Consider the following 18,334-nt stretch of genomic DNA (forward strand, 5'->3'; position numbering starts at 1 on the left):
TTCTGCCCCCTACCCGTGATTGTTGATAATTGTCTTGATTTGCGAGAATTCCAGCAGCGCGGCAAAGCCCTTTTCGCGGCCATGGCCGGACTTGCGCACACCGCCGAATGGCAGTTCGATACCGCCGCCCGCGCCGAACCCGTTGATATAGACCTGCCCCCCGCGCAGCGCCTTGGCCACGCGGTGCTGGCGTGCGCCATCCCGCGTCCAGACCGATGCCATAAGGCCATACTCGGTATCGTTGGCGATGCGGATGGCGTCCGCTTCGTCCTTGAACGTCAGGGCGCACAGGACGGGGCCGAACACCTCCTCCTGCGCAATTTTCGAGCGTGGATCGCAGGGACCAAACAGCGCGGGCGCAACGTAATAGCCTCCGCCGGGCGCGCCTGTCCGCACCTTGCCGCGCGCGATCAGAGGCGCATCGGCGCCGTCGATATAGGCCTCGACCCGCTTTTTCTGCTTGGCCGAGATCAACGGACCTAGAATTGCATCCTCGCCGGACTCGGATGCCTCCAGCCCTTCAAATCGCTCCTTTAGGGCCGCGACCACTTTGTCATAGATACCCTCTTGGATCATGACGCGGCTTCCGGCCGAGCATGTCTGCCCGCCATTGGTGATGATGCCGCCTACGATCAGCGGCAGCGCGGCGTCCAAATCGGCATCGTCGAATATGATTTGCGGGGATTTGCCGCCCAACTCCAACGTGCAGGCGATATAGTTTTTCGCCGCAGCGATCTGGATCATCTGGCCCACTTCGGGCGAGCCGGTAAAGGCAATGAAATCGACGCCGCGATCCTCGGACAGCGCCTTGCCCGCCACGTCACCGCGACCCGTGACCACGTTTATTGCGCCCGGCGGGAAGCCCGCCTCGCCCGCAAGCTCGGCCAGACGCAAACATGCCAGGCACGCATCCTCGGCGGGCTTTAACACGGTCGAATTTCCCATCGCCAGTGCCGGCGCCAGTGCCCGGCCAAACATCTGCGCCGGGTAATTCCATGGGATGATACAGGCGATCACGCCGTAGGGCTCGCGCACGACCTGCACATTGTAGCCCGTCATGAACGGGATCACCTCGCCATGAACCTTGTCGGCGGCGCCGCCGTAGAATTCGAAGTAGCGCGCGCAGGCGATCATATCGGCGCGCGCCTGCTTGATCGGCTTGCCGTTGTCGCGGCTCTCTAACTGGGCCAGCGCCTCGGCCTCGTCCAATATGCGCAGGCTGAACTTTTGCATCAGGCGGCCGCGCTCGGCGGCTGTCATGCGGCCCCAGTCACCAGTGTCAAATGCAGTACGTGCGGCCTTGACCGCTGCGCCCACATCCTCAGCTGTTGAGGCCGCGATGGTGGTAAATACCTCGCCGTCGATGGGCGATAGGACGTCCATCTCGTCGCCCGATGCGGCGGGCAGCCAGTCGCCACCGATCAGGTTCAGGGCCTTGGGCAGGGTCATATCTTTCGGCATCATGCCGTCTCCTTTTTCTCATCCAGCGAGCCTTCTGCGACTGCGCCGCGCTCAATCACAAAGGTTTGGCTGGCAAACCCCCGCAGCAGGGACGGGTTCGATTCCGTGATAATAAGTGTCACATTCTGATCGGTGTCGCGCAGTTGGCGCAGCGCGTCGGCATAGCGTTTGGCTAGTGCGGGGGCGAGACCCTGAAACGGCTCGTCCAGCATGATCAGCTTGGTGCCCAGCATCAAAGCGCGGCCCAGCGCCACCATTTTGCCCTGCCCGCCTGACACGTTGCCGGCAGGCCGGCCCGCCATCTCGCGCAATTCCGGCAGGATGTGGTACACGCGGTCCAGCCGCTCTTGTGTGGTGGCGGCATCCAGCTTGGCCACTTGCGCAGGTAGCAAGATGTTCTCTTCGACGGTGAACGCCGAAAACAGGCGGCGGTCTTCGGGCGCGTAGCCGATCCCAAGCGCCGGACGCTTGGAAGGGGCCATCCCGGTGATGTCCTGACCGTCAAATTTGATCTCGCCCGTGACGTTGGTAAAACCCATGATTGAGCGTAGCAGCGTGGTTTTGCCCGCGCCGTTGCGGCCAATCAGCGCGACAGTTCCGGATGCGGGAATAGTGAAATTTAGACCCCGCAAAATGGGGATATTCCCGATCGACGCGTTGGCATTGTGAAAGCTCAGCATCAGGCCACCTCTCCAATAACGTCGCGGATCACGTCGGGATGCTCCAGCACCTCTTGCGGCGATCCGCGCATTTCGACCTTCCCCATATTCCAGACTGCGACCTCATCTGCGTACTTCTCGACGATGCCCATATCGTGCTCGACAAAGACGGCAGTGACCTCAGCCTCGGCCAGCGCCTTGACCAAAATCTCCATCACTTCGAATTTTTCTGAGCTTGCAACGCCTGATGTCGGCTCATCCATCAGCAGCAGCTTGGGCTTCAGCGCCAATGCCACGGCGATGTCGATCAGCTTGCGCTGGCCCTCGGACAGCTCGTCCACCTGCCGGTGGGCGACGTCGGTGCAGTTAATCATGTCCAACAGATGCATCATCTCGGCCCGCTGCGAGACGTCTTTTAGTGCCCGAATGGGATTTTTCAGCCTGTCGCGGGCAGCGACGGCGATCAGCAGGTTTTCCAGCGCAGTATGTTCGGTAAAAAGCTGCGGGATCTGGAACGCACGCGCAACGCCCCGCCGCGTAATCTGGCGCGGAGATAGCGGCGTGACGTCCCGTCCCTCAAAATACACCTTACCCTTGGCAGGTTTCAGCCAGCCGGTGCAGATGTTCAGAAACGTCGTTTTGCCCGCGCCGTTAGGCCCGATGATCGCAAGGTTTTTGCCCGCGTCAATCTGGATCGAGACGTTATCAGCGGCGACAACCCCGCCAAAGCGAATCTCAAGCCCCTTGGTTTCCAGCAGATGGGTCATTCGCCTGCCTCCTTCTTGCCTGCGATGCGTTCCATCAAGCTATTATAGATCCCGGCGATGCCGCCCGGTGCAAAGAGGATGATAATCAGCAAGAAGACGCCCAGCACCATCTGCCATACGTCCCCGGCAAAGGCAGACGCATAGGTGCGCACGATCTCGTAGATCGCGGCACCGACCAGTGCGCCGGGCACCGATCCGGCGCCGCCGAGGACGGCGATAAACACCATCTCGCCAGACCGGATCCAGTAGGCGTATTCGGGCGTCACAACCCCCTGCACCAGCCCCATCAGGATACCACCAGTGCCGCACAGCATGGCCGAAAGGACGTACCCGTTCAGCATCACGCGCTGAGGCGACATGCCCAAATATTGCAGGCGCGTCTCGTTCGTTTTGATCGTTCGAAATAGCTGGCCCGCAGGCGATTCAAGCCAACGCATAGAAAACCAGCCGAGGCCCAGTGCCAATGCAAGTGCCAGGTAGAACATGAAGAGCTCGTAGTTGCCCCGCTCCAGATCCATCCACAGGACGGTGGGTCGCGGCAGGCGCATACCGTCGGCGCCCCCGGTGTAATGATAGAATTTCTCTAGGATCGACCAAAAGATCATCGAAAACGCGAGGTTAAGCATCGCGAAAAAGATGAACCGATATCGCGCCACAAAGAGGCCAATGATGATGCCCGACAGCACAGCAGCGGTGATGCCCAGCAGCAGCACGATCACCAGATCGGCGCCCGGCAACAGCATCAGAGTGAACGCCCCGCCATATGCCGCGATGGCAAAGAAAAGCGCATGGCCAAAGGATACCTGACCACTACGCAAAAGCACCGTAATGCCCATGACGGCGATGCCCTTGGCCAACGCCAGCGTCAGAAGCACTTGTAAGGCAGGCGCCGCGAAAGGGACCAGCGCCAATAGGGCGAGAAGGATGACGGGGATAATGATACGGATCGACATATACCTCGCCCCCCCTCAGATCTTGCGCGCCGCAGGGCTGCCAAACAGCCCCTCGGGACGCACCAACAGTACGGCAACCATAATCAGATACGGCACCAGAACTTGGGTTTCAGGCCAGACATAGACCGCGAACGACCGTCCGAGGCCGATTAGCAATGCGGTTAGTGCAGCGCCTTCTATCTGGCCCAGACCGGCGGTGGCAACGACGGCAAACGACAGCACGATCATATCCGCGCCGATACCCGGCAGGATCGACGTGGTCGGAGAGGCCAGCGCACCGCCGAGGCCCGCAAGGCCCGCGCCTACGATGAACGTCAAAAGGAACACCTTATCGGCATCGATGCCAATGGCCTGCGCCGCCTCGCGGTCTTCGGTTGTGGCCGTGATCAGCTTGCCTGCCAGCGTGCGCCTGAGGAAAAAACGGAGTCCAAAGAGCAGCAAGACCGCGACGACCGGCAAGAGGATTAGCTGGTAGACCGTGTAATTGACCGAAAACGCCCGAACGGTGCCCATTAGCTGCAGGGCCGTCGACTGAAAGATAGGCTGCGTGCCCCAAACGAGCCGCTGGACGTCCTCGAGGATCATAAAGATCGCGAAGGTAACCAACAGCTGCAGGACTTCGGGCTTGTGATAAATGCGCCTTAATAGCAGCCATTCTATCGGGCCGCCAAGGACCGCACCGACCAACACGGCTGAGATCAGCATGCACGGGAAGGAGAATATGGGCGGCAAACCTGCCGAGACGATGAATGTGGTGAGCGATGCCGTCAGATACGCGCCAACGGCGTAGAATGAGCCATGCGCGACGTTTAGGATGCGCATCACCCCAAATATCAGCGTGAGGCCAACGGCGACAATAAAGACGAGCGCCGCGTAGGCGATACCGTCGAACAAGGCGAGCAGGAACAAAGTTAGGTTCATGAGGGTCCACACTGTTTCATGGCGGCAATTACGAGGGGGCGCCGCGGCGCAGGCGGGCGCGGATGCCCAAGCCTTGATGCGGTACGCCGACTGGGGCCTGGCGGTGATGGTGCAGACGGGGCCCCCGGCATGCGGAGGCCCCGAAAAGTTTCAGATCAGTCAATCAATTCTCGTACATTTCCACGGTCAGGGTATCGACCCAGCCCGGCTGTAGCGAGCCGACCCAAGCGACCGATTCCTCGCCCACTGGTGTAGTCAGCTCGGCGCCATCAAAGATCATGATGTTCTCAAGCGTGGCGAATGGCAACTCGCCAGCTTGAACCGACGTGCCCAGTAGCTGCGCCTCGATGCCCTGATGATCCTCGCGCAGGGTGACGGGGCGACCCAGACCTTGGAACTCCAACCCGGCAAAGGCCGCGATGACCTCGTCTTCAGTGGGCCAGCCTTCGCCCTTTGTCTCGGCAGCCTTGTCGTATGCAGCCTCCAGCGCGGCGAGGCCCTGGCTCATGTGAAAGACGGGATAGATTGCCTTGTTGCCGGTTTTTTCCTCGAACTTGGCCATGAACGTTTTGAAGTCCTCGTCATCGCGGCGCTCAGGGTGGTTCCAGTAGTGGTCGCCGCGTGCGCCCACGATGTGGCCGGACGGCAGGCTACTGCCCAGACGCTCAAGCGAGCTTTCGGCCAGCGGCAAAACGAAGGTCGACACTTCGGTCAGCCCGCGCTGAGCGGCCTGCTGCACGAAGGTATCCAGATCGCCGCCCCATGAGGTCGACAGGATAATGTCGGGCTGCAAGGCTTGCAGGCGCGAAATTTCGGTCGAAAAGTCGGGCGAGCCAAACTTGGGGAAAAATTCGCCGACAACTTCGACGTCAGGGCGCAGGGCCTTTAGCGCGGCGCTAAAGATGTCCCAGCTGTCACGGCCCCAAGCATAGTCTTGGTTGACGACAGCGATGGTTTTGAAGTCAGGCTTGGTCTTAAGCAGGTAGGCGACAGTCGCCAGCATCTCGGTGCCGGCATGGGCCTGACTGCGGAAGACGTATTTATAGCTGTCTTCCTCAAAGATCTTTTGCGTGCCGCAATCCCACATAATGTTGATAACTTTGAGATCTTCGGCCAGTGGCGCGATCGTCTTGCAGTTACCTGACGAAATCGCCGCGAGCATGGCATCGGCGCCATTTTCGACCAGACGACGGTACTCGGTGGTCAGAACCTCGGTGCCGGCACCCTCGTCGATAAAGGTCAGTTCCAGCGGGACGCCTTGGATGCCGCCAGCCTCGTTGATCTGTTCGGCCATGATTTCAGCCGCGTCCTTGGCTGGCACGCCAAAGACGGATGCCGGACCGGTCAAGAAGGCGGTCACACCCACCTTGATCGCGTCAGGCTTGTCCTGCGCAAACGCTGCCAGCGGCAGTGTCATGCAGGCTGCGGTGGCCATAAGTAGTTTTTTCATTATCGTCTCTCCCCGTTTTTTTGTTGATTTGGGCCGCCCCCGCCGGGGACGGACCCGCGATGCGATTAGCGTATCGCGATCGGATTGATGATCATCTGGACAGCACCTTTGATGCGTGCCTGACCCAGAACGAACAAGAATTCGTGGACGCCGTCCTGCGCCAACTCGCGCGTGTCCATGTTTTCAAGGATATAGATACCGTTCTCAGGCTGCAGGATCTGATGCGCGCGGAACGCCTCGCCTTCGGTTTCGGCGGGAACGACTTCCATGCCCCAAGTATCTGCGCCTACGGCCATAACGCCCAGTGAGGCCAGATATTCAGCCCCGCTCACGCCCAGCCCCGGCTCGGTCGCGCCAAACCGCTCGGGATCGGCATTCTCGCCGTCCAAGAGGTTCATCCAGTTGGAGTTGAACAGCACGACGTCGCCCTCGCCCAGTGTCACGCCCTGCGCCTCGGCGGCAGCTTTGATATCTTCTTCAGTGTAGGGCGTGCCGGATTCGACCATATCGACGCCGAAATGCTTGGCCATGTCCAACATGACGCCGCGCCCGACGAGGCCCGGCAATTTCTCCAGCCCCAGCTTGCTAAGGCCGGCGGCGCCGGCGAATTCGTCATCGGTGTGGCCGTTGTAATACATGTGGTCGACACCGGCATGGCCCAGACCGTCGATCTGCGGCCCGATACCCAGCCACCCCATAAAGATGTCGTCGTTATAGGTAAACGCGTTGTCCCCCAGACCCTTTGTCGACACCTGATTGGGCTGAAGAACGGTGACTGACAGGCTGCGCGGCGGAAAGGCAGGCGTATCACTGCCGACAATTATACCAAGACTATAAACCTTGCCCGTCGTCACAAGGCTGGCCGCGGATTTGACCCGCTCGGGCGTCATGGTGTTGGCGGCGCCAATCTCGTCATCCGCACCCCATTTGGACGTGGCCCAGTCAGGCTTGGCCACCTCGTCGGCAAAGGCAGCGGTGGACAGGCAGGCAAAAAGGGTCGCGGTTGCGATTTTGTGTGCGGTACGCATCATCATCCTCCTCCCAAAGTTATGAATAATCCGAGCATAAGCGCGATCCGCGCTCAGCGACCAATAGTTTGTAGCTTCCCCCGCCATAGTCAACACTTATATCCCTTGGAGCGTCCTGCCCTTTCGTAATACGCTGCTACGAGGCAATGATATTCTAGCCCAGCACAGTAGGACGCCGGGCACGACAGAGGAGAGAGCACATGAAAATCACCGCAGCTGTACTGATGCGCGACGGAATCACCTCAAACTTTGCCAAGGAGGCACCGCTGGAGGTGCGAGAGGTCGACTTGGCCCCGCCGGGACGCGGCGAAGTGTTGATCCGCGTCGGTGCGGCAGGCGTCTGCCACTCCGATTTGTCGGTCATTAATGGCACGCGCCCCCGCCCCCTGCCGATGGTATTGGGCCACGAGGCGTCAGGATATGTCGAGGAGGTTGGCGAGGGTGTCGACGATCTGAAACCGGGCGATCACGTTGTCTGCATCTTTGCCCCCGGTTGCGGCAAGTGCACTCCTTGCGCCGAAGGCAGGCCTGCCCTGTGCGAACGCGCGGCCAAACATCACGGCGTGGGCGAGTTGATGACAGGCGCGCGCCGCCTGACGATGGACGGCAAGCCGTTGCAGCACCACGTTGGCGTGTCGGCCTTTGCCACCCATGCGGTGCTGGACCGCCGATCACTGGTCAAGGTCGAGCCTGATTTGCCAGCGCACGTCTCTGCCTTGTTTTCCTGCGCAATGCTAACTGGCGCCGGCGCGATATTTAACACCGCGCGCATCGTGCCGGGCCAGACCGTCGCGGTCATCGGCCTTGGCGGTGTGGGTCTGTCGGCTGTACTTGGGGCCGCCGCGGCGGGCGCGGGGCGCGTCATCGCCATCGACCCGTTCGAGTCAAAAATGGAGGCCGCGCGCAGCATGGGCGCGACCGACTGCATCAAGGCGGACGAGAACACCGTTCAGGCCGTGCGCGGCCTGACGGGCGGCGGCGTCGATTGCGCGGTCGAACTTGCAGGCTCGGTCAAGGCACTAGAGACGGCGTACGAGATTACCCGCCGGGGCGGCTTGACCGTGACGGCAGGTCTGCCGCATCCCGATCAGCGCATGGCCCTCAACGCGCTCAAGCTGGTCGCAGAGGAACGCACACTGAAAGGCAGCTACATCGGATCGTGTGTGCCGCAACGCGATCTGCCGCGCATGTTCGCGCTATATGAACAAGGCAAATTGCCCGTGGAAAAGATGCTGAGCCACCGGGTCAAGCTAGAGGATATCAACATCGCTATGGACCGCCTGAATGACGGCACCGCGATCCGTCAGGTCGTCGATTTCGACTAGGCGATGCCTGCGAGGATCCTTGACAATCCATAGGCGCGCCTTCTAGCTGATACCGCTTTTGCAAAGGTTCCGCCTATGGATATCCGCCAAATGCGCTACTTCATTGCCATCGCCGAGGCGCCGTCGCTATCGGCGGCGGCGGCTATTCTGGGCGTGGCGCAACCCTCCTTGTCACAGAATGTCGTGCGGATGGAGGAGGAACTGGGCGTGCGTCTGGTCGAGCGTAGTCCGCGCGGCACCGTTCTGACCGATGATGGCACACTGTTTTTGCGTCACGCGCGAACCGTCTGCGCCGCGTTCGAGAATTGTCTGGACGAGATGCGCGACGCCAGTGGCGCGCTTCGCGGCAAGGTCAGTTTTGGCATGCCGCCGTCGGTCTCTATGGTCATGTCGGTGCCGCTAGCCGAAACAGTGCGCGTCGAGTTCCCGGACCTGCGCTTGCGCGCCATCGAGGCGATGAGCGGGTATATCAAAACGTGGATCGATGACGGCACCGTCGATATCGGCTTTATTTATGACCTGCAAAAGGCCGACCATTTCCGCACCACGCACGTCCTGAACGAGCGGTTATTCTTCTTCTCCGCTCCCGACGCGTGGCCGCTGGATACGCCGCCGGGCGCGCCGGTTCGCCTGCGCGATCTGCAAAAGGTTGAGCTGATCCTGCCCAGCGGCCCGCACGGCCTGCGCAAAACCATCGAAGACTACGCCCAGCCGCGCGGTGTGCAGCTAAACGTGACGATCGAAATGGACGCGATGACCCAGATCAAGGAGCTGGTGGCGCGCGGATCAGGCTACACGATCTTTGCCCCAGCAGCGGTCCATGATTTCGTCGCGCGCGGTGATCTGGTCAAGGCGCCGATCACCGATCCCGACATGGTGCGCCCCGTCTACCTGGCCACCAATCCCGCCCGCAAAAGCAGCCGGTCGTGCCACGCCATTGCACAGGTCACGCTGGACGTTGCGCGCGATCTGGTTAAGCGCGGCATCTGGGAGGGCGAGCTTGAGGCATAGCGCAGCCCAATAGCCGCCAGACGCCATGACTATTGGCCCGAAGCGCCGCGTTGCTGCACATATAAGCTGATCCCGAAACGCGAGGCGACACCATGGCATCCTTTCACCCCACCGCAGAGTATGAGGACGTCCGCGCGGGCGTGGCATCGGTCTGTGCCGAGTATCCTGGCGAATACTGGCGCGATTTGGACGCACGCCGCGCGTATCCGGCAGAGTTCGTGCAGGCATTGATTCGCGAGGGATACCTCGGCGCGATGATCCCCGAGGAATATGGCGGTCTGGGCCTTAGCCTGACCGCCGGCGCCGTCATCCTAGAGGAAATCCACCGTAATGGCTGCAACGCGGCAGCCTGCCACGCGCAGATGTACACGATGGGAACCGTCCTGCGCCACGGCAGCGACGCGCAGAAACAGGCGTATTTGCCCGGTATCGCAGACGGCTCGTTGCGCTTGCAGGCCTTCGGCGTGACCGAGCCGACCAGCGGCACCGACACATTGGCGCTGAAAACAACGGCCAAGCGGGACGGCGACGACTATGTGATAAATGGGCAAAAGATTTGGATTTCACGCGCGGAGCATTCCGATCTGATGATCCTCTTGGCCCGCACTACCCCGCGCGATCAGGCAAAATCAAAGACCGATGGCCTGTCGGTGTTCTTGATCGACCTGCGAGAATTGGTGGGCAACGGTGTCGAAATCAGGCCCATCCGGACGATGATAAATCATGCCACGACCGAGATATTCTTTGAAAACGCCCGCATCCCTGCCTCCGCCCTCATTGGCGAGGAGGGAATGGGGTTTCGCTATATTCTGTCCGGCATGAATTCCGAGCGTATCTTGATCGCCGCCGAGTGCATTGGCGACGCCAAGTGGTTCCTTAAAAAGGGCTCGGATTATGCGCGCGAGCGTGTCGTATTCGGCAAGCCAATCGGCGCCAATCAGGGTGTGCAATTCCCGCTGGCGCGCGCTCACGCGCACATGATGGCCGCCGAGGCGATCGTATACCGCGCCGCTGCGATGTACGATTCCGGCGACAATCCCGGGGTGGAGGCGAACACCGCCAAGATGCTGGCCGCCGATGCCAGTTGGGAGGCAGCAGAGGCGTGTCTTCAGACGCATGGCGGCTTCGGCTTTGCCGAGGAATACGACGTGGAGCGCAAGTTTCGCGAGGCGCGCCTGTATCAAGTGGCGCCAATTTCGACAAACCTTATCCTGTGCTTTATCGCCGAAAAGGTGCTGGGCCTGCCAAAGTCCTACGGCGTATGAGCGGCATCGCACCCCTTCTTGATCTGGCAGCGCTGCCCGCGAGGGACATCCCCGCGCAGACGATGGGTATTGCACGCCTATCATTGCTGGATTGGATGATATGCGGCCGCGCGGGCGTGGCCGAACCTGTGGCTGGTATCCTGCGCGCCATGGCAGCCTCTGAGGGCGGCGCGCCGCAATCCAGCGTCTTTGGCGGGCCGCGCGCACCTGCCCGGATGGCTGCGCTGATCAACGGCACCACCAGCCACGCACTGGATTATGACGACACGCATTTCGCCCATGTCGGGCATCTGTCAGTCGGTATCTATCCCGCCGCCTTGGCCGTGGGCGAGACGGCGGGCGCCAGCGCCGCAGACGTCTGCGCCGCCTTTGCCATTGGCGGCGAGGCTGCGATACGCATCGGCCTGCTGCTGGGCCGCGCGCATTACGAGCGCGGGTTTCACCAGACGGCCACCGCCGGCGCCTTTGGCGCAACGATCGCTGCGGGGCGCCTGCTTGGATTGAACCCGCACCAGATGCGCGCCGCCATTGGCCTCTGTGCCACCCGTGCAACCGGCCTGCGCTGCCAGTTCGGGACGATGGGCAAGCCCTATAACGCAGGCGTTGCCGCCGCCGCCGGGGTGGAGTGTGCGCAGCTGGCGCTCGCCGGTATGACCGCACCCGATGACGGCCTGCTGGGACCCAACGGCTATATCGCCACGCATACCGATGCGCCGGGCAATGCCTTGGCCATGCCCTCCGGCGCATGGCTGTTGGACGATATGAAATACAAGTTACACGCCTGCTGCCACGGCACTCACGCGATGATTGAGGCGCTGAAGGACGCGGGCGCACGCCTAGCAGACGTGACCCAGATCCGCCTGCGCACCAATCCCCGCTGGCTGACAGTCTGCGATATCAAGACGCCGCGCACTGGGCTGGAGATCAAGTTCAGCTACACGTGGTTGGCCGGCATGTCGCTGCGCGGCGATGCCACCGGCAGCGACCGGACCTATACGGACGCGCTGTCCTCTGATCCGCAGCTGGCCGAATTCGCTGCCCGCATCACCGTCACGGGCGACGCGAACATCACCGATATGCAGGCGGCGGGCGAGATTATCTTATCGGATGGCCGTACCCTGCCCTTCTTCCATGACCTCGCGGCGCCCATCTCGCTGGGCACGCTGGAGCGTAGTTTACGTACCAAAGCAGAGGCCTTGCTCGGGCCGCCGGGCAGCGCGCTCTGCGATCGTTTGGCGTCGCTTGATGGCATGGACGCGAACGCCCTTGGTGCCTTGCTGGAGCCAGCCGCATGAGCGGTCCTTCCGACTGGATCGGGCGCTGCATCACCCGCGAGGATGTGATCGCCCCCCGCCTGCTGGCAGAATACCGCGCGACACTTGACGGTACGCTGGCACCGCTGGAGGTGCCACCGGGCGTCGAGTTTTGCCTCGCGCCCGATATCTGCGCGCCGGATCTTCTGGGGCGCGACGGGCATCCGCGCACCGGCCTGTTTCTGCCGGATCTACCGCTGCCCCGGCGCATGTGGGCAGGCGGCCAGATCAATCGCACCGCGCCGCTTTGCCCCTGCGATATCGTCACGCGCACCTCAACCATTGAGGACGTCACGTCGAAAACCGGGCGCAGTGGCCCGCTGGGCTTTGTCACTGTGCGTCACATCTACAGCGTCCATGGCCAGACGCGCATAAACGAGCGGCAAGATATCGTCTATCGCGCCGATCCCGCGCCGGGCGCACCTGCGCCAACCGTCCCACTGGCGGAGCCTTGGCCGGATGCCGAAGGGTGGGATATAACCACCAGCACTACCCTGCTCTTTCGCTATTCGGCCCTTACCTTCAACGGCCACCGCATTCACTATGACGCGCCTTATGCGCGCGAGGTTGAAGGCTACGGCGGCCTAGTTGTGCACGGCCCGCTTCAGGCGATCTGGATGCAAAACCTCGCTTCTACCCTCTTTGGCACGGCGCCAGCGCGATTCGATTATCGCGGTCTGGCCCCGCTGATTTGCGGTGATGATGTGCGGGTTGAGGCCTGGGTGACACCGGATGGCGCCGATCTGCGCGTGCGGCGAACCCGTGACAACGCGGTCACGATGCAAGCCAGCGCGCAGCCTGCATAGGCCGGACCGCAAGGCGGATCTCAATTTCAGACATACTTCCGCATTATTTTTGCGAATGATTATCATTTAAGGTTGAAACTTGCGAGTGCTTCGCATTTACAGTACCTCACCATCAACCGTAAATGAGGCTGCACATGACCCGACTTCTGCGCACATCCGCCGCCGCACTGGCACTGACCACCGCGCTCTGTGCCCCTGCCATCGCAGCGGATGGCCCGATGAAAGTGGTGACCACCTTTACCATTCTGCAGGACATGGCCCAGAATGTCGCCGGCGACGCCGCCGAAGTCGTCTCAATCACCAAGCCGGGCGCCGAAATTCACGGCTATCAGCCAACACCGCAGGACATCGTGCGCGCGTCGGGGGCCGATCTGATCCTCTACAACGGTCTCAACCTCGAACTGTGGTTTGAGCAGTTCCTCAGCAATCTGGGCGAGATCCCTTCGGCCACGTTGACGGACGGCATCGACGCCATCTCGATCTCGTCCGGATCGTATGAGGGCAAGGCGAACCCCCACGCATGGATGGGCTTGGATAACGCGCTAATCTACATCGACAATATCGCGGCCGCCTTCGCTGAGCATGACCCCGATAACGCAGACACCTATTTTGCCAACGCAGAGGCCTATAAGCAGCAGATTACCGAGGCGGTTCAGCCCCTGCGTGACCGCATTGCCAAAATTCCCGAGAAGGACCGCTGGCTGGTGACTTGCGAGGGCGCGTTCAGTTATCTGGCCCGCGATTTCGGCATGAAGGAATTGTACCTGTGGCCGATGAACGCCGATCAGGTCGGCACGCCGCAACAGGTGCGCAGCGTCATTGACGGCGTGCGCGACAATGCCATTCCCGTCGTCTTTTGCGAAAGCACGGTCAACACCGATCCCGCCAAGCAGGTGGCGCGAGAAACGGGCGCTAGATACGCGGGCGAGCTTTATGTCGACAGCCTGAGCGGCCCAGACGGCCCTGTTCCAACCTACCTGGACCTGCTGCGCGTCGACGCCGAAACGATCGCAGGCGCGCTGGCGCCGGGTACAAACTGAAACAAGTCCGCCGCAGGCATCGCGCCTGAAGACCAATTTGAGATAAGGATGCGCCAGATGCTGGACCAGACAATGCCCAAGACCCACGACACCAGCGAAACAGGCGCTGCGGGCGGCATCATGGCCGAGGACGTGACCGTCACCTATCGCAATGGCCACACCGCGTTACGCAACGCCACGTTTGAAATACCGCGCGGCACCATCACCGCGCTTGTTGGCGTCAACGGAGCCGGTAAATCAACGCTGTTCAAGGCGATCATGGGATTTGTCCCTGCGGCCAGCGGCGAAATTCGCCTGCTGGGCAGGTCGGTCAAGGAGGCGCTGGCCGCCAATCTGGTGGCCTATGTGCCCCAATCGGAAGAGGTCGACTGGGCCTTTCCTGTGCTGGTTGAGGACGTGGTCATGATGGGCCGCTACGGGCACATGGGTTTTTTGCGGCGCGCCCGCGCTGCTGATCATGCCGCTGTCGAATTGGCGCTGTCTCGCGTTGGGATGAGCGACTTTCGCAACCGCCAGATCGGCGAGTTATCCGGCGGCCAGCGCAAGCGCGTATTCCTCGCCCGCAGCCTCGCCCAAGATGGCCAAGTCATCCTGCTGGACGAGCCATTCACCGGCGTTGACGTCAAGACCGAAGAACAGATCGTCGCCCTTCTGCGCGAATTGCGAGATGAGGGCCGCGTGATGCTGGTATCCACCCACAACCTCGGCTCGGTTCCCGAATTTTGCGACCGCACGGTGCTGGTCAAGGGCACAGTGCTGGCCTACGGGCCGACAGAAGAGACGTTCACCCGCGAAAACCTAGAGGACGCGTTCGGCGGCGTGCTGCGCCACTTCACCCTTGGCGGGGACGAGTTGCACGACGACGACGACCCACGCGAGCTGCGCATCATCACCGATGACGAGCGGCCATTTGTGCATTACGGCGAACGGCGCAAAAAGCCGAAACCGGCCAAGGCGGATGACGCGGAATGATCGACACGCTGCTACAGCCCTTCGCCTACAGCTACATGTTCAACGCGATGTGGGTATCGGCCCTTACGGGCGGCGTCTGCGCGTTTCTGTCGTGCTATCTCATGCTCAAGGGCTGGTCTCTGATCGGTGACGCGCTGAGCCATTCGGTCGTGCCTGGCGTCGCGGGCGCCTACATGCTGGGCCTCCCATTCGCGTTGGGGGCGTTCCTGTCGGGCGGCCTGGCAGCGGCGGCGATGCTGCTATTGTCGGGCCGGTCAGGGCTGAAAATCGATGTGATTATCGGCATCATTTTCACCTCATTCTTTGGTCTTGGCCTCTTCATGGTGTCGCTGTCGCCTATGTCCGTCAGCATCCAGACCATCATCATGGGCAACATTCTGGCCATCACGCCCGAGGATACGCTGCAATTGGCGATCATCGGCTTTGTCAGCCTCGCGGTACTGGTGGCGAAGTGGAAGGATCTGATGGTCGTCTTTTTTGATGAAAACCACGCACGCACCATTGGCTTGCGGCCCGACCTGCTCAAGGGCGTCTTCTTTGCGCTGCTATCAGCGGCGATTGTTGCCGCGATGATGACCGTCGGCGCATTTCTGGTCATCGCGCTGGTGGTGACACCCGGCGCCACCGCCTACCTGCTTTGCGACAGGTTTCCGCGGCTGATCGTGGTTTCGGTCCTGATCGGCACGATCACCAGCTTTGTCGGGGCTTATGCCAGCTTTTTCCTCGACGGGGCGACGGGGGGCATCATCGTGGCGCTGCAGACGGCCATCTTCCTTGCCGCATTCTTTTTCGCGCCCAAGCACGGTATGCTCGCCGCCCGGCGCAAGGCTGCAGCGGCCCTGACTGACGCGCGCCAGCAGTCTCAGGAGGCCCGGCTATGATCGACACGCTTCTGTTGCCATTCCAGTTTCCCTTCATGCAGAACGCCTTCTGGATCGCGCTACTGGTTGCGCCGCCAACAGCGCTGCTCTCATGCTTTTTGGTGCTCAAGGGCTGGGCGCTGATGGGTGATGCGGTTAGTCATGCGACCCTGCCGGGCATCGTGCTGGCGTGGATATTGGGCTTGCCGCTGATCGTAGGGGCATTTGCCGCCGGCATGACCTGCGCGCTGGCGACGGGGTATCTGTCACATAACAGCCGGGTAAAACAGGATACCGTGATGGGCGTCGTCTTCTCTGGCATGTTCGGGGTGGGTATCATCATGTACACATCGATCACCACGAACGAGCATCTGGATCATGTCCTTTTCGGTAATATGCTGGGTGTCGGGGCTACCGATCTGTGGACCTCGGGCCTGATTGCGCTGGCCGTCACGTCCCTTCTGGTTCTGAAATGGCGTGATCTGTTGCTGCACGCGTTTGATCCGGCGCAGGCGCAGGCATCTGGGCTGCGCACGAACCTGCTGCATTACGGCCTTCTGGCAGCGCTGTCGCTGACCATCGTGGCGACACTCAGCTCGGTCGGGCTTATTCTAGCTGTGGCATTGCTGGTGACGCCGGGCGCGATTGCGTTCCTTGTGGTGCGCAGCTTTGGCCGGATGCTTTGGGTGTCGGTGCTCGTCTGCGCCGCCTCGATGGTGGGCGGCACCTATGCCAGCTTTTACCTCGATTCGGCCCCCGCTGCGACGATCGTGCTGATCCTGACGGCGATCTTTATCCTCGCGTTCTTGCGCCGCCTATACGTGACGCGCCGCACGTCGAAAATGGCAGCGCAGGAGGTCTGAAGCCTCACCGCAGCCGACCTTTTAATCGAACGTGCCCGCGACCCGCCCCAGTAGCATAAACGCCCGCGCGGTACGTGTGTCTGACAAGTCCGAGATGTCACTATCGCTGGCATCGTCAGCGAAGGTGCTGAACATTTGATCGAACCGCCGCAGGAAATGGTGCGCCGCGTCGCGAAAGATGGGATCGCTCTTCATCCGCGCGGCTGCCAGTGCCAGCGATGACCGATCCCGAATGCCCCCCAGCGCCGCAATGGCGCGGCCGCGCGCGCCGCCCGCAAAGCTGCGCCAGATCTCTGGCCGGGCCATGTCGGGGCGCAGATCGTCCATGTAGATGCCGTCTTGGCTAAGCAGGGTCAGCACGTCCTGCGCGGCCTGAATCAACTGCGCGGTAGGACGATCCTTGAGCGCGCGACGCAGCGCGGCAAAGCCTGCCTTGTCCTCGGCAGTTTCCGGGAAATTCAGCGCACGAATGAAATCAGCGCGCTCCAGCGGCGGGTGCATTTCCTCGGCTGTTGTTCCCAGCGGAAGTGGGGCCTGCCCGTCATCGCCCTGCACGGGCGCGGCGGCTATCGCTATCTTGCGCGGGGGCAGCACGGACGGCAGCGGGCGACTGGACGAAAAGGTCGCCAGCGTCGTTTGCGTCTTGCGCTGTGACGCCGCAATTTCGTCCAGCTTCTGCGTCACCGAAGTCTGTCCGCCCCCCGGCGCTGTGGCGACCAAGCTTTGCTTGACATAGGCCTGCCGGATCGCGTCGATCGCGGAATGCAGACGCGCGCTCTCTTCGCGCATGATGCGGGCAGTTCGGGCCGCAGTGGCCGCGACCCAGATCATCGCGACCGGCAGAAAAATGACCAGCGCGACGACTAAAAACCCCAGCGCACCGTCTGCCCCGCCAAATCCAAAGACGGCAAAGACCAGAGCCGCCAGCACCAGCCACACCGCCGACAACACCAGCGCTGCAATCTCGGGCGGCGACAAGTTGGCGCTGGAATTCGCATTACCGGCGGCCTTGCCAGCGACAGTCTTATAAGGCGCTTTTTTAGAGGGGGGCATCGAGATGTGCCTTTTCAGGTATATGCGATCTTGATCACTTCGTAGGCGCGGTCGCCGCCAGGCGTGCGTACTTCGACGCTGTCGCCTTCTTCTTTGCCGATCAGGGCGCGGGCGATGGGCGACTTGATATTCAGCAAGCCTTTTTCGACGCTCGCTTCATGCTCGCCCACAATCTGCCAAGTCTTTTCCTCTTCCGTATCTTCATCAACCAGCGTGACAGTCGCGCCGAACTTGATAGAGCCGGACAGCTTCTTGGGGTCGATCACCTCGGCCCGGCCTAGCGTGCCTTCCAGCTCCTTGACGCGGCCCTCAATGAAGCTGTGCTTTTCGCGGGCGGAGTGATACTCGGCATTCTCGGACAGATCGCCATGCTCGCGTGCCTCCGCGATCGCACGGATGATGGCCGGGCGCTCTACCGATTTCAGATGCTTCAGCTCGGCATTTAGCGCGTCATTGCCCGCGCGCGTCATCGGTATCTTTTCCATCGTATCTCCCAAATCCGCGAGCCGGCCCTTGCCGACCTCGCCGCATCCGTGCCTTTTTGATCGCACGAGGTTGACCCGACCGCGCGCGGCTTTGCAATAGGC

General features: G+C 61.5%; 18 protein-coding genes. 9 read left to right on the forward strand and 9 right to left on the reverse strand.

The window, feature by feature from the left end; all coding sequences use genetic code 11:
- Nucleotides 1-9: 9 nt before the first annotated feature.
- The 7 genes from MK6180000_RS11215 to MK6180000_RS11245 all read right to left on the reverse strand — a co-directional run bounded on the left by MK6180000_RS11215 (nucleotide 10) and on the right by MK6180000_RS11245 (nucleotide 7,242).
- Nucleotides 10-1,461, reverse strand: coding sequence for an aldehyde dehydrogenase family protein (locus MK6180000_RS11215; protein WP_138936469.1), 1,452 nt, complete (start codon nucleotides 1,459-1,461; stop codon nucleotides 10-12).
- A complete protein-coding gene (locus tag MK6180000_RS11220; protein ID WP_138934815.1) occupies nucleotides 1,461-2,141 on the reverse strand; it encodes an ABC transporter ATP-binding protein in 681 nt (226 codons plus the stop codon). The genes MK6180000_RS11215 and MK6180000_RS11220 overlap by 1 nt, the downstream gene beginning before the upstream one ends.
- Nucleotides 2,141-2,887, reverse strand: a complete 747-nt coding sequence (locus tag MK6180000_RS11225) for an ABC transporter ATP-binding protein (RefSeq protein WP_138934816.1) — start codon at nucleotides 2,885-2,887, stop codon at nucleotides 2,141-2,143. The genes MK6180000_RS11220 and MK6180000_RS11225 overlap by 1 nt, the downstream gene beginning before the upstream one ends.
- Nucleotides 2,884-3,840: a branched-chain amino acid ABC transporter permease gene (locus MK6180000_RS11230; RefSeq protein ID WP_138934817.1), complete on the reverse strand. Its 957-nt coding sequence runs from the start codon at nucleotides 3,838-3,840 to the stop codon at nucleotides 2,884-2,886. The genes MK6180000_RS11225 and MK6180000_RS11230 overlap by 4 nt, the downstream gene beginning before the upstream one ends.
- A gap of 15 nt (nucleotides 3,841-3,855) precedes the next feature.
- Nucleotides 3,856-4,761: a branched-chain amino acid ABC transporter permease gene (locus tag MK6180000_RS11235; protein WP_138934818.1), complete on the reverse strand. Its 906-nt coding sequence runs from the start codon at nucleotides 4,759-4,761 to the stop codon at nucleotides 3,856-3,858.
- 163 nt (nucleotides 4,762-4,924) lie between these two features.
- Nucleotides 4,925-6,211 carry an ABC transporter substrate-binding protein gene (locus MK6180000_RS11240; RefSeq protein ID WP_138934819.1) on the reverse strand — a complete coding sequence of 429 codons (1,287 nt, stop codon included), beginning with the start codon at nucleotides 6,209-6,211 and terminating at the stop codon, nucleotides 4,925-4,927.
- 65 nt (nucleotides 6,212-6,276) lie between these two features.
- Nucleotides 6,277-7,242 carry a cyclase family protein gene (locus MK6180000_RS11245; protein ID WP_246040494.1) on the reverse strand — a complete coding sequence of 322 codons (966 nt, stop codon included), beginning with the start codon at nucleotides 7,240-7,242 and terminating at the stop codon, nucleotides 6,277-6,279.
- A gap of 197 nt (nucleotides 7,243-7,439) precedes the next feature.
- Between MK6180000_RS11245 and MK6180000_RS11250 the strand changes: the two genes are divergently transcribed.
- The 9 genes from MK6180000_RS11250 (at nucleotide 7,440) to MK6180000_RS11290 (ending at nucleotide 16,694) form a co-directional block, all read left to right on the forward strand.
- Nucleotides 7,440-8,564 carry a zinc-dependent alcohol dehydrogenase family protein gene (locus MK6180000_RS11250; RefSeq protein WP_138934820.1) on the forward strand — a complete coding sequence of 375 codons (1,125 nt, stop codon included), beginning with the start codon at nucleotides 7,440-7,442 and terminating at the stop codon, nucleotides 8,562-8,564.
- Nucleotides 8,565-8,639: 75 nt separating this feature from the next.
- Nucleotides 8,640-9,575 (forward strand): LysR family transcriptional regulator, encoded by a 936-nt coding sequence (locus tag MK6180000_RS11255; protein ID WP_138934821.1) that lies wholly within the window; start codon nucleotides 8,640-8,642, stop codon nucleotides 9,573-9,575.
- A gap of 92 nt (nucleotides 9,576-9,667) precedes the next feature.
- A complete protein-coding gene (locus MK6180000_RS11260) occupies nucleotides 9,668-10,840 on the forward strand; it encodes an acyl-CoA dehydrogenase family protein (protein WP_138934822.1) in 1,173 nt (390 codons plus the stop codon).
- Complete coding sequence (locus tag MK6180000_RS11265; protein WP_138934823.1) at nucleotides 10,837-12,135, forward strand: MmgE/PrpD family protein; 1,299 nt, start codon at nucleotides 10,837-10,839, stop codon at nucleotides 12,133-12,135. Before MK6180000_RS11260 ends, MK6180000_RS11265 begins: the two co-directional genes overlap by 4 nt.
- On the forward strand, nucleotides 12,132-12,959 hold the full coding sequence (locus MK6180000_RS11270) for an HTD2 family dehydratase (protein WP_138934824.1): 828 nt from the start codon (nucleotides 12,132-12,134) through the stop codon (nucleotides 12,957-12,959). Before MK6180000_RS11265 ends, MK6180000_RS11270 begins: the two co-directional genes overlap by 4 nt.
- Nucleotides 12,960-13,093: 134 nt before the next feature.
- Nucleotides 13,094-13,999 carry a metal ABC transporter substrate-binding protein gene (locus tag MK6180000_RS11275; protein WP_138934825.1) on the forward strand — a complete coding sequence of 302 codons (906 nt, stop codon included), beginning with the start codon at nucleotides 13,094-13,096 and terminating at the stop codon, nucleotides 13,997-13,999.
- 57 nt (nucleotides 14,000-14,056) lie between these two features.
- On the forward strand, nucleotides 14,057-14,971 hold the full coding sequence (locus MK6180000_RS11280; protein WP_138934826.1) for a manganese/iron ABC transporter ATP-binding protein: 915 nt from the start codon (nucleotides 14,057-14,059) through the stop codon (nucleotides 14,969-14,971).
- Nucleotides 14,968-15,852: a metal ABC transporter permease gene (locus MK6180000_RS11285; protein ID WP_138934827.1), complete on the forward strand. Its 885-nt coding sequence runs from the start codon at nucleotides 14,968-14,970 to the stop codon at nucleotides 15,850-15,852. The genes MK6180000_RS11280 and MK6180000_RS11285 overlap by 4 nt, the downstream gene beginning before the upstream one ends.
- Entirely contained in the window at nucleotides 15,849-16,694 is an 846-nt protein-coding gene (locus MK6180000_RS11290) for a metal ABC transporter permease (RefSeq protein ID WP_138934828.1), read from the forward strand. The genes MK6180000_RS11285 and MK6180000_RS11290 overlap by 4 nt, the downstream gene beginning before the upstream one ends.
- Before the next feature lie 21 nt (nucleotides 16,695-16,715).
- Here MK6180000_RS11290 and MK6180000_RS11295 read toward each other — a convergent pair whose 3' ends face one another.
- Both MK6180000_RS11295 and greA read right to left on the reverse strand, forming a co-directional pair.
- Nucleotides 16,716-17,747 (reverse strand): hypothetical protein, encoded by a 1,032-nt coding sequence (locus MK6180000_RS11295; RefSeq protein ID WP_171054605.1) that lies wholly within the window; start codon nucleotides 17,745-17,747, stop codon nucleotides 16,716-16,718.
- A gap of 14 nt (nucleotides 17,748-17,761) precedes the next feature.
- A complete protein-coding gene (gene greA, locus MK6180000_RS11300; RefSeq protein WP_138934829.1) occupies nucleotides 17,762-18,232 on the reverse strand; it encodes a transcription elongation factor GreA in 471 nt (156 codons plus the stop codon).
- Nucleotides 18,233-18,334: the final 102 nt, after the last annotated feature.

The organism is Roseovarius arcticus, assembly GCF_006125015.1.
Lineage (GTDB): Bacteria > Pseudomonadota > Alphaproteobacteria > Rhodobacterales > Rhodobacteraceae > Roseovarius > Roseovarius arcticus.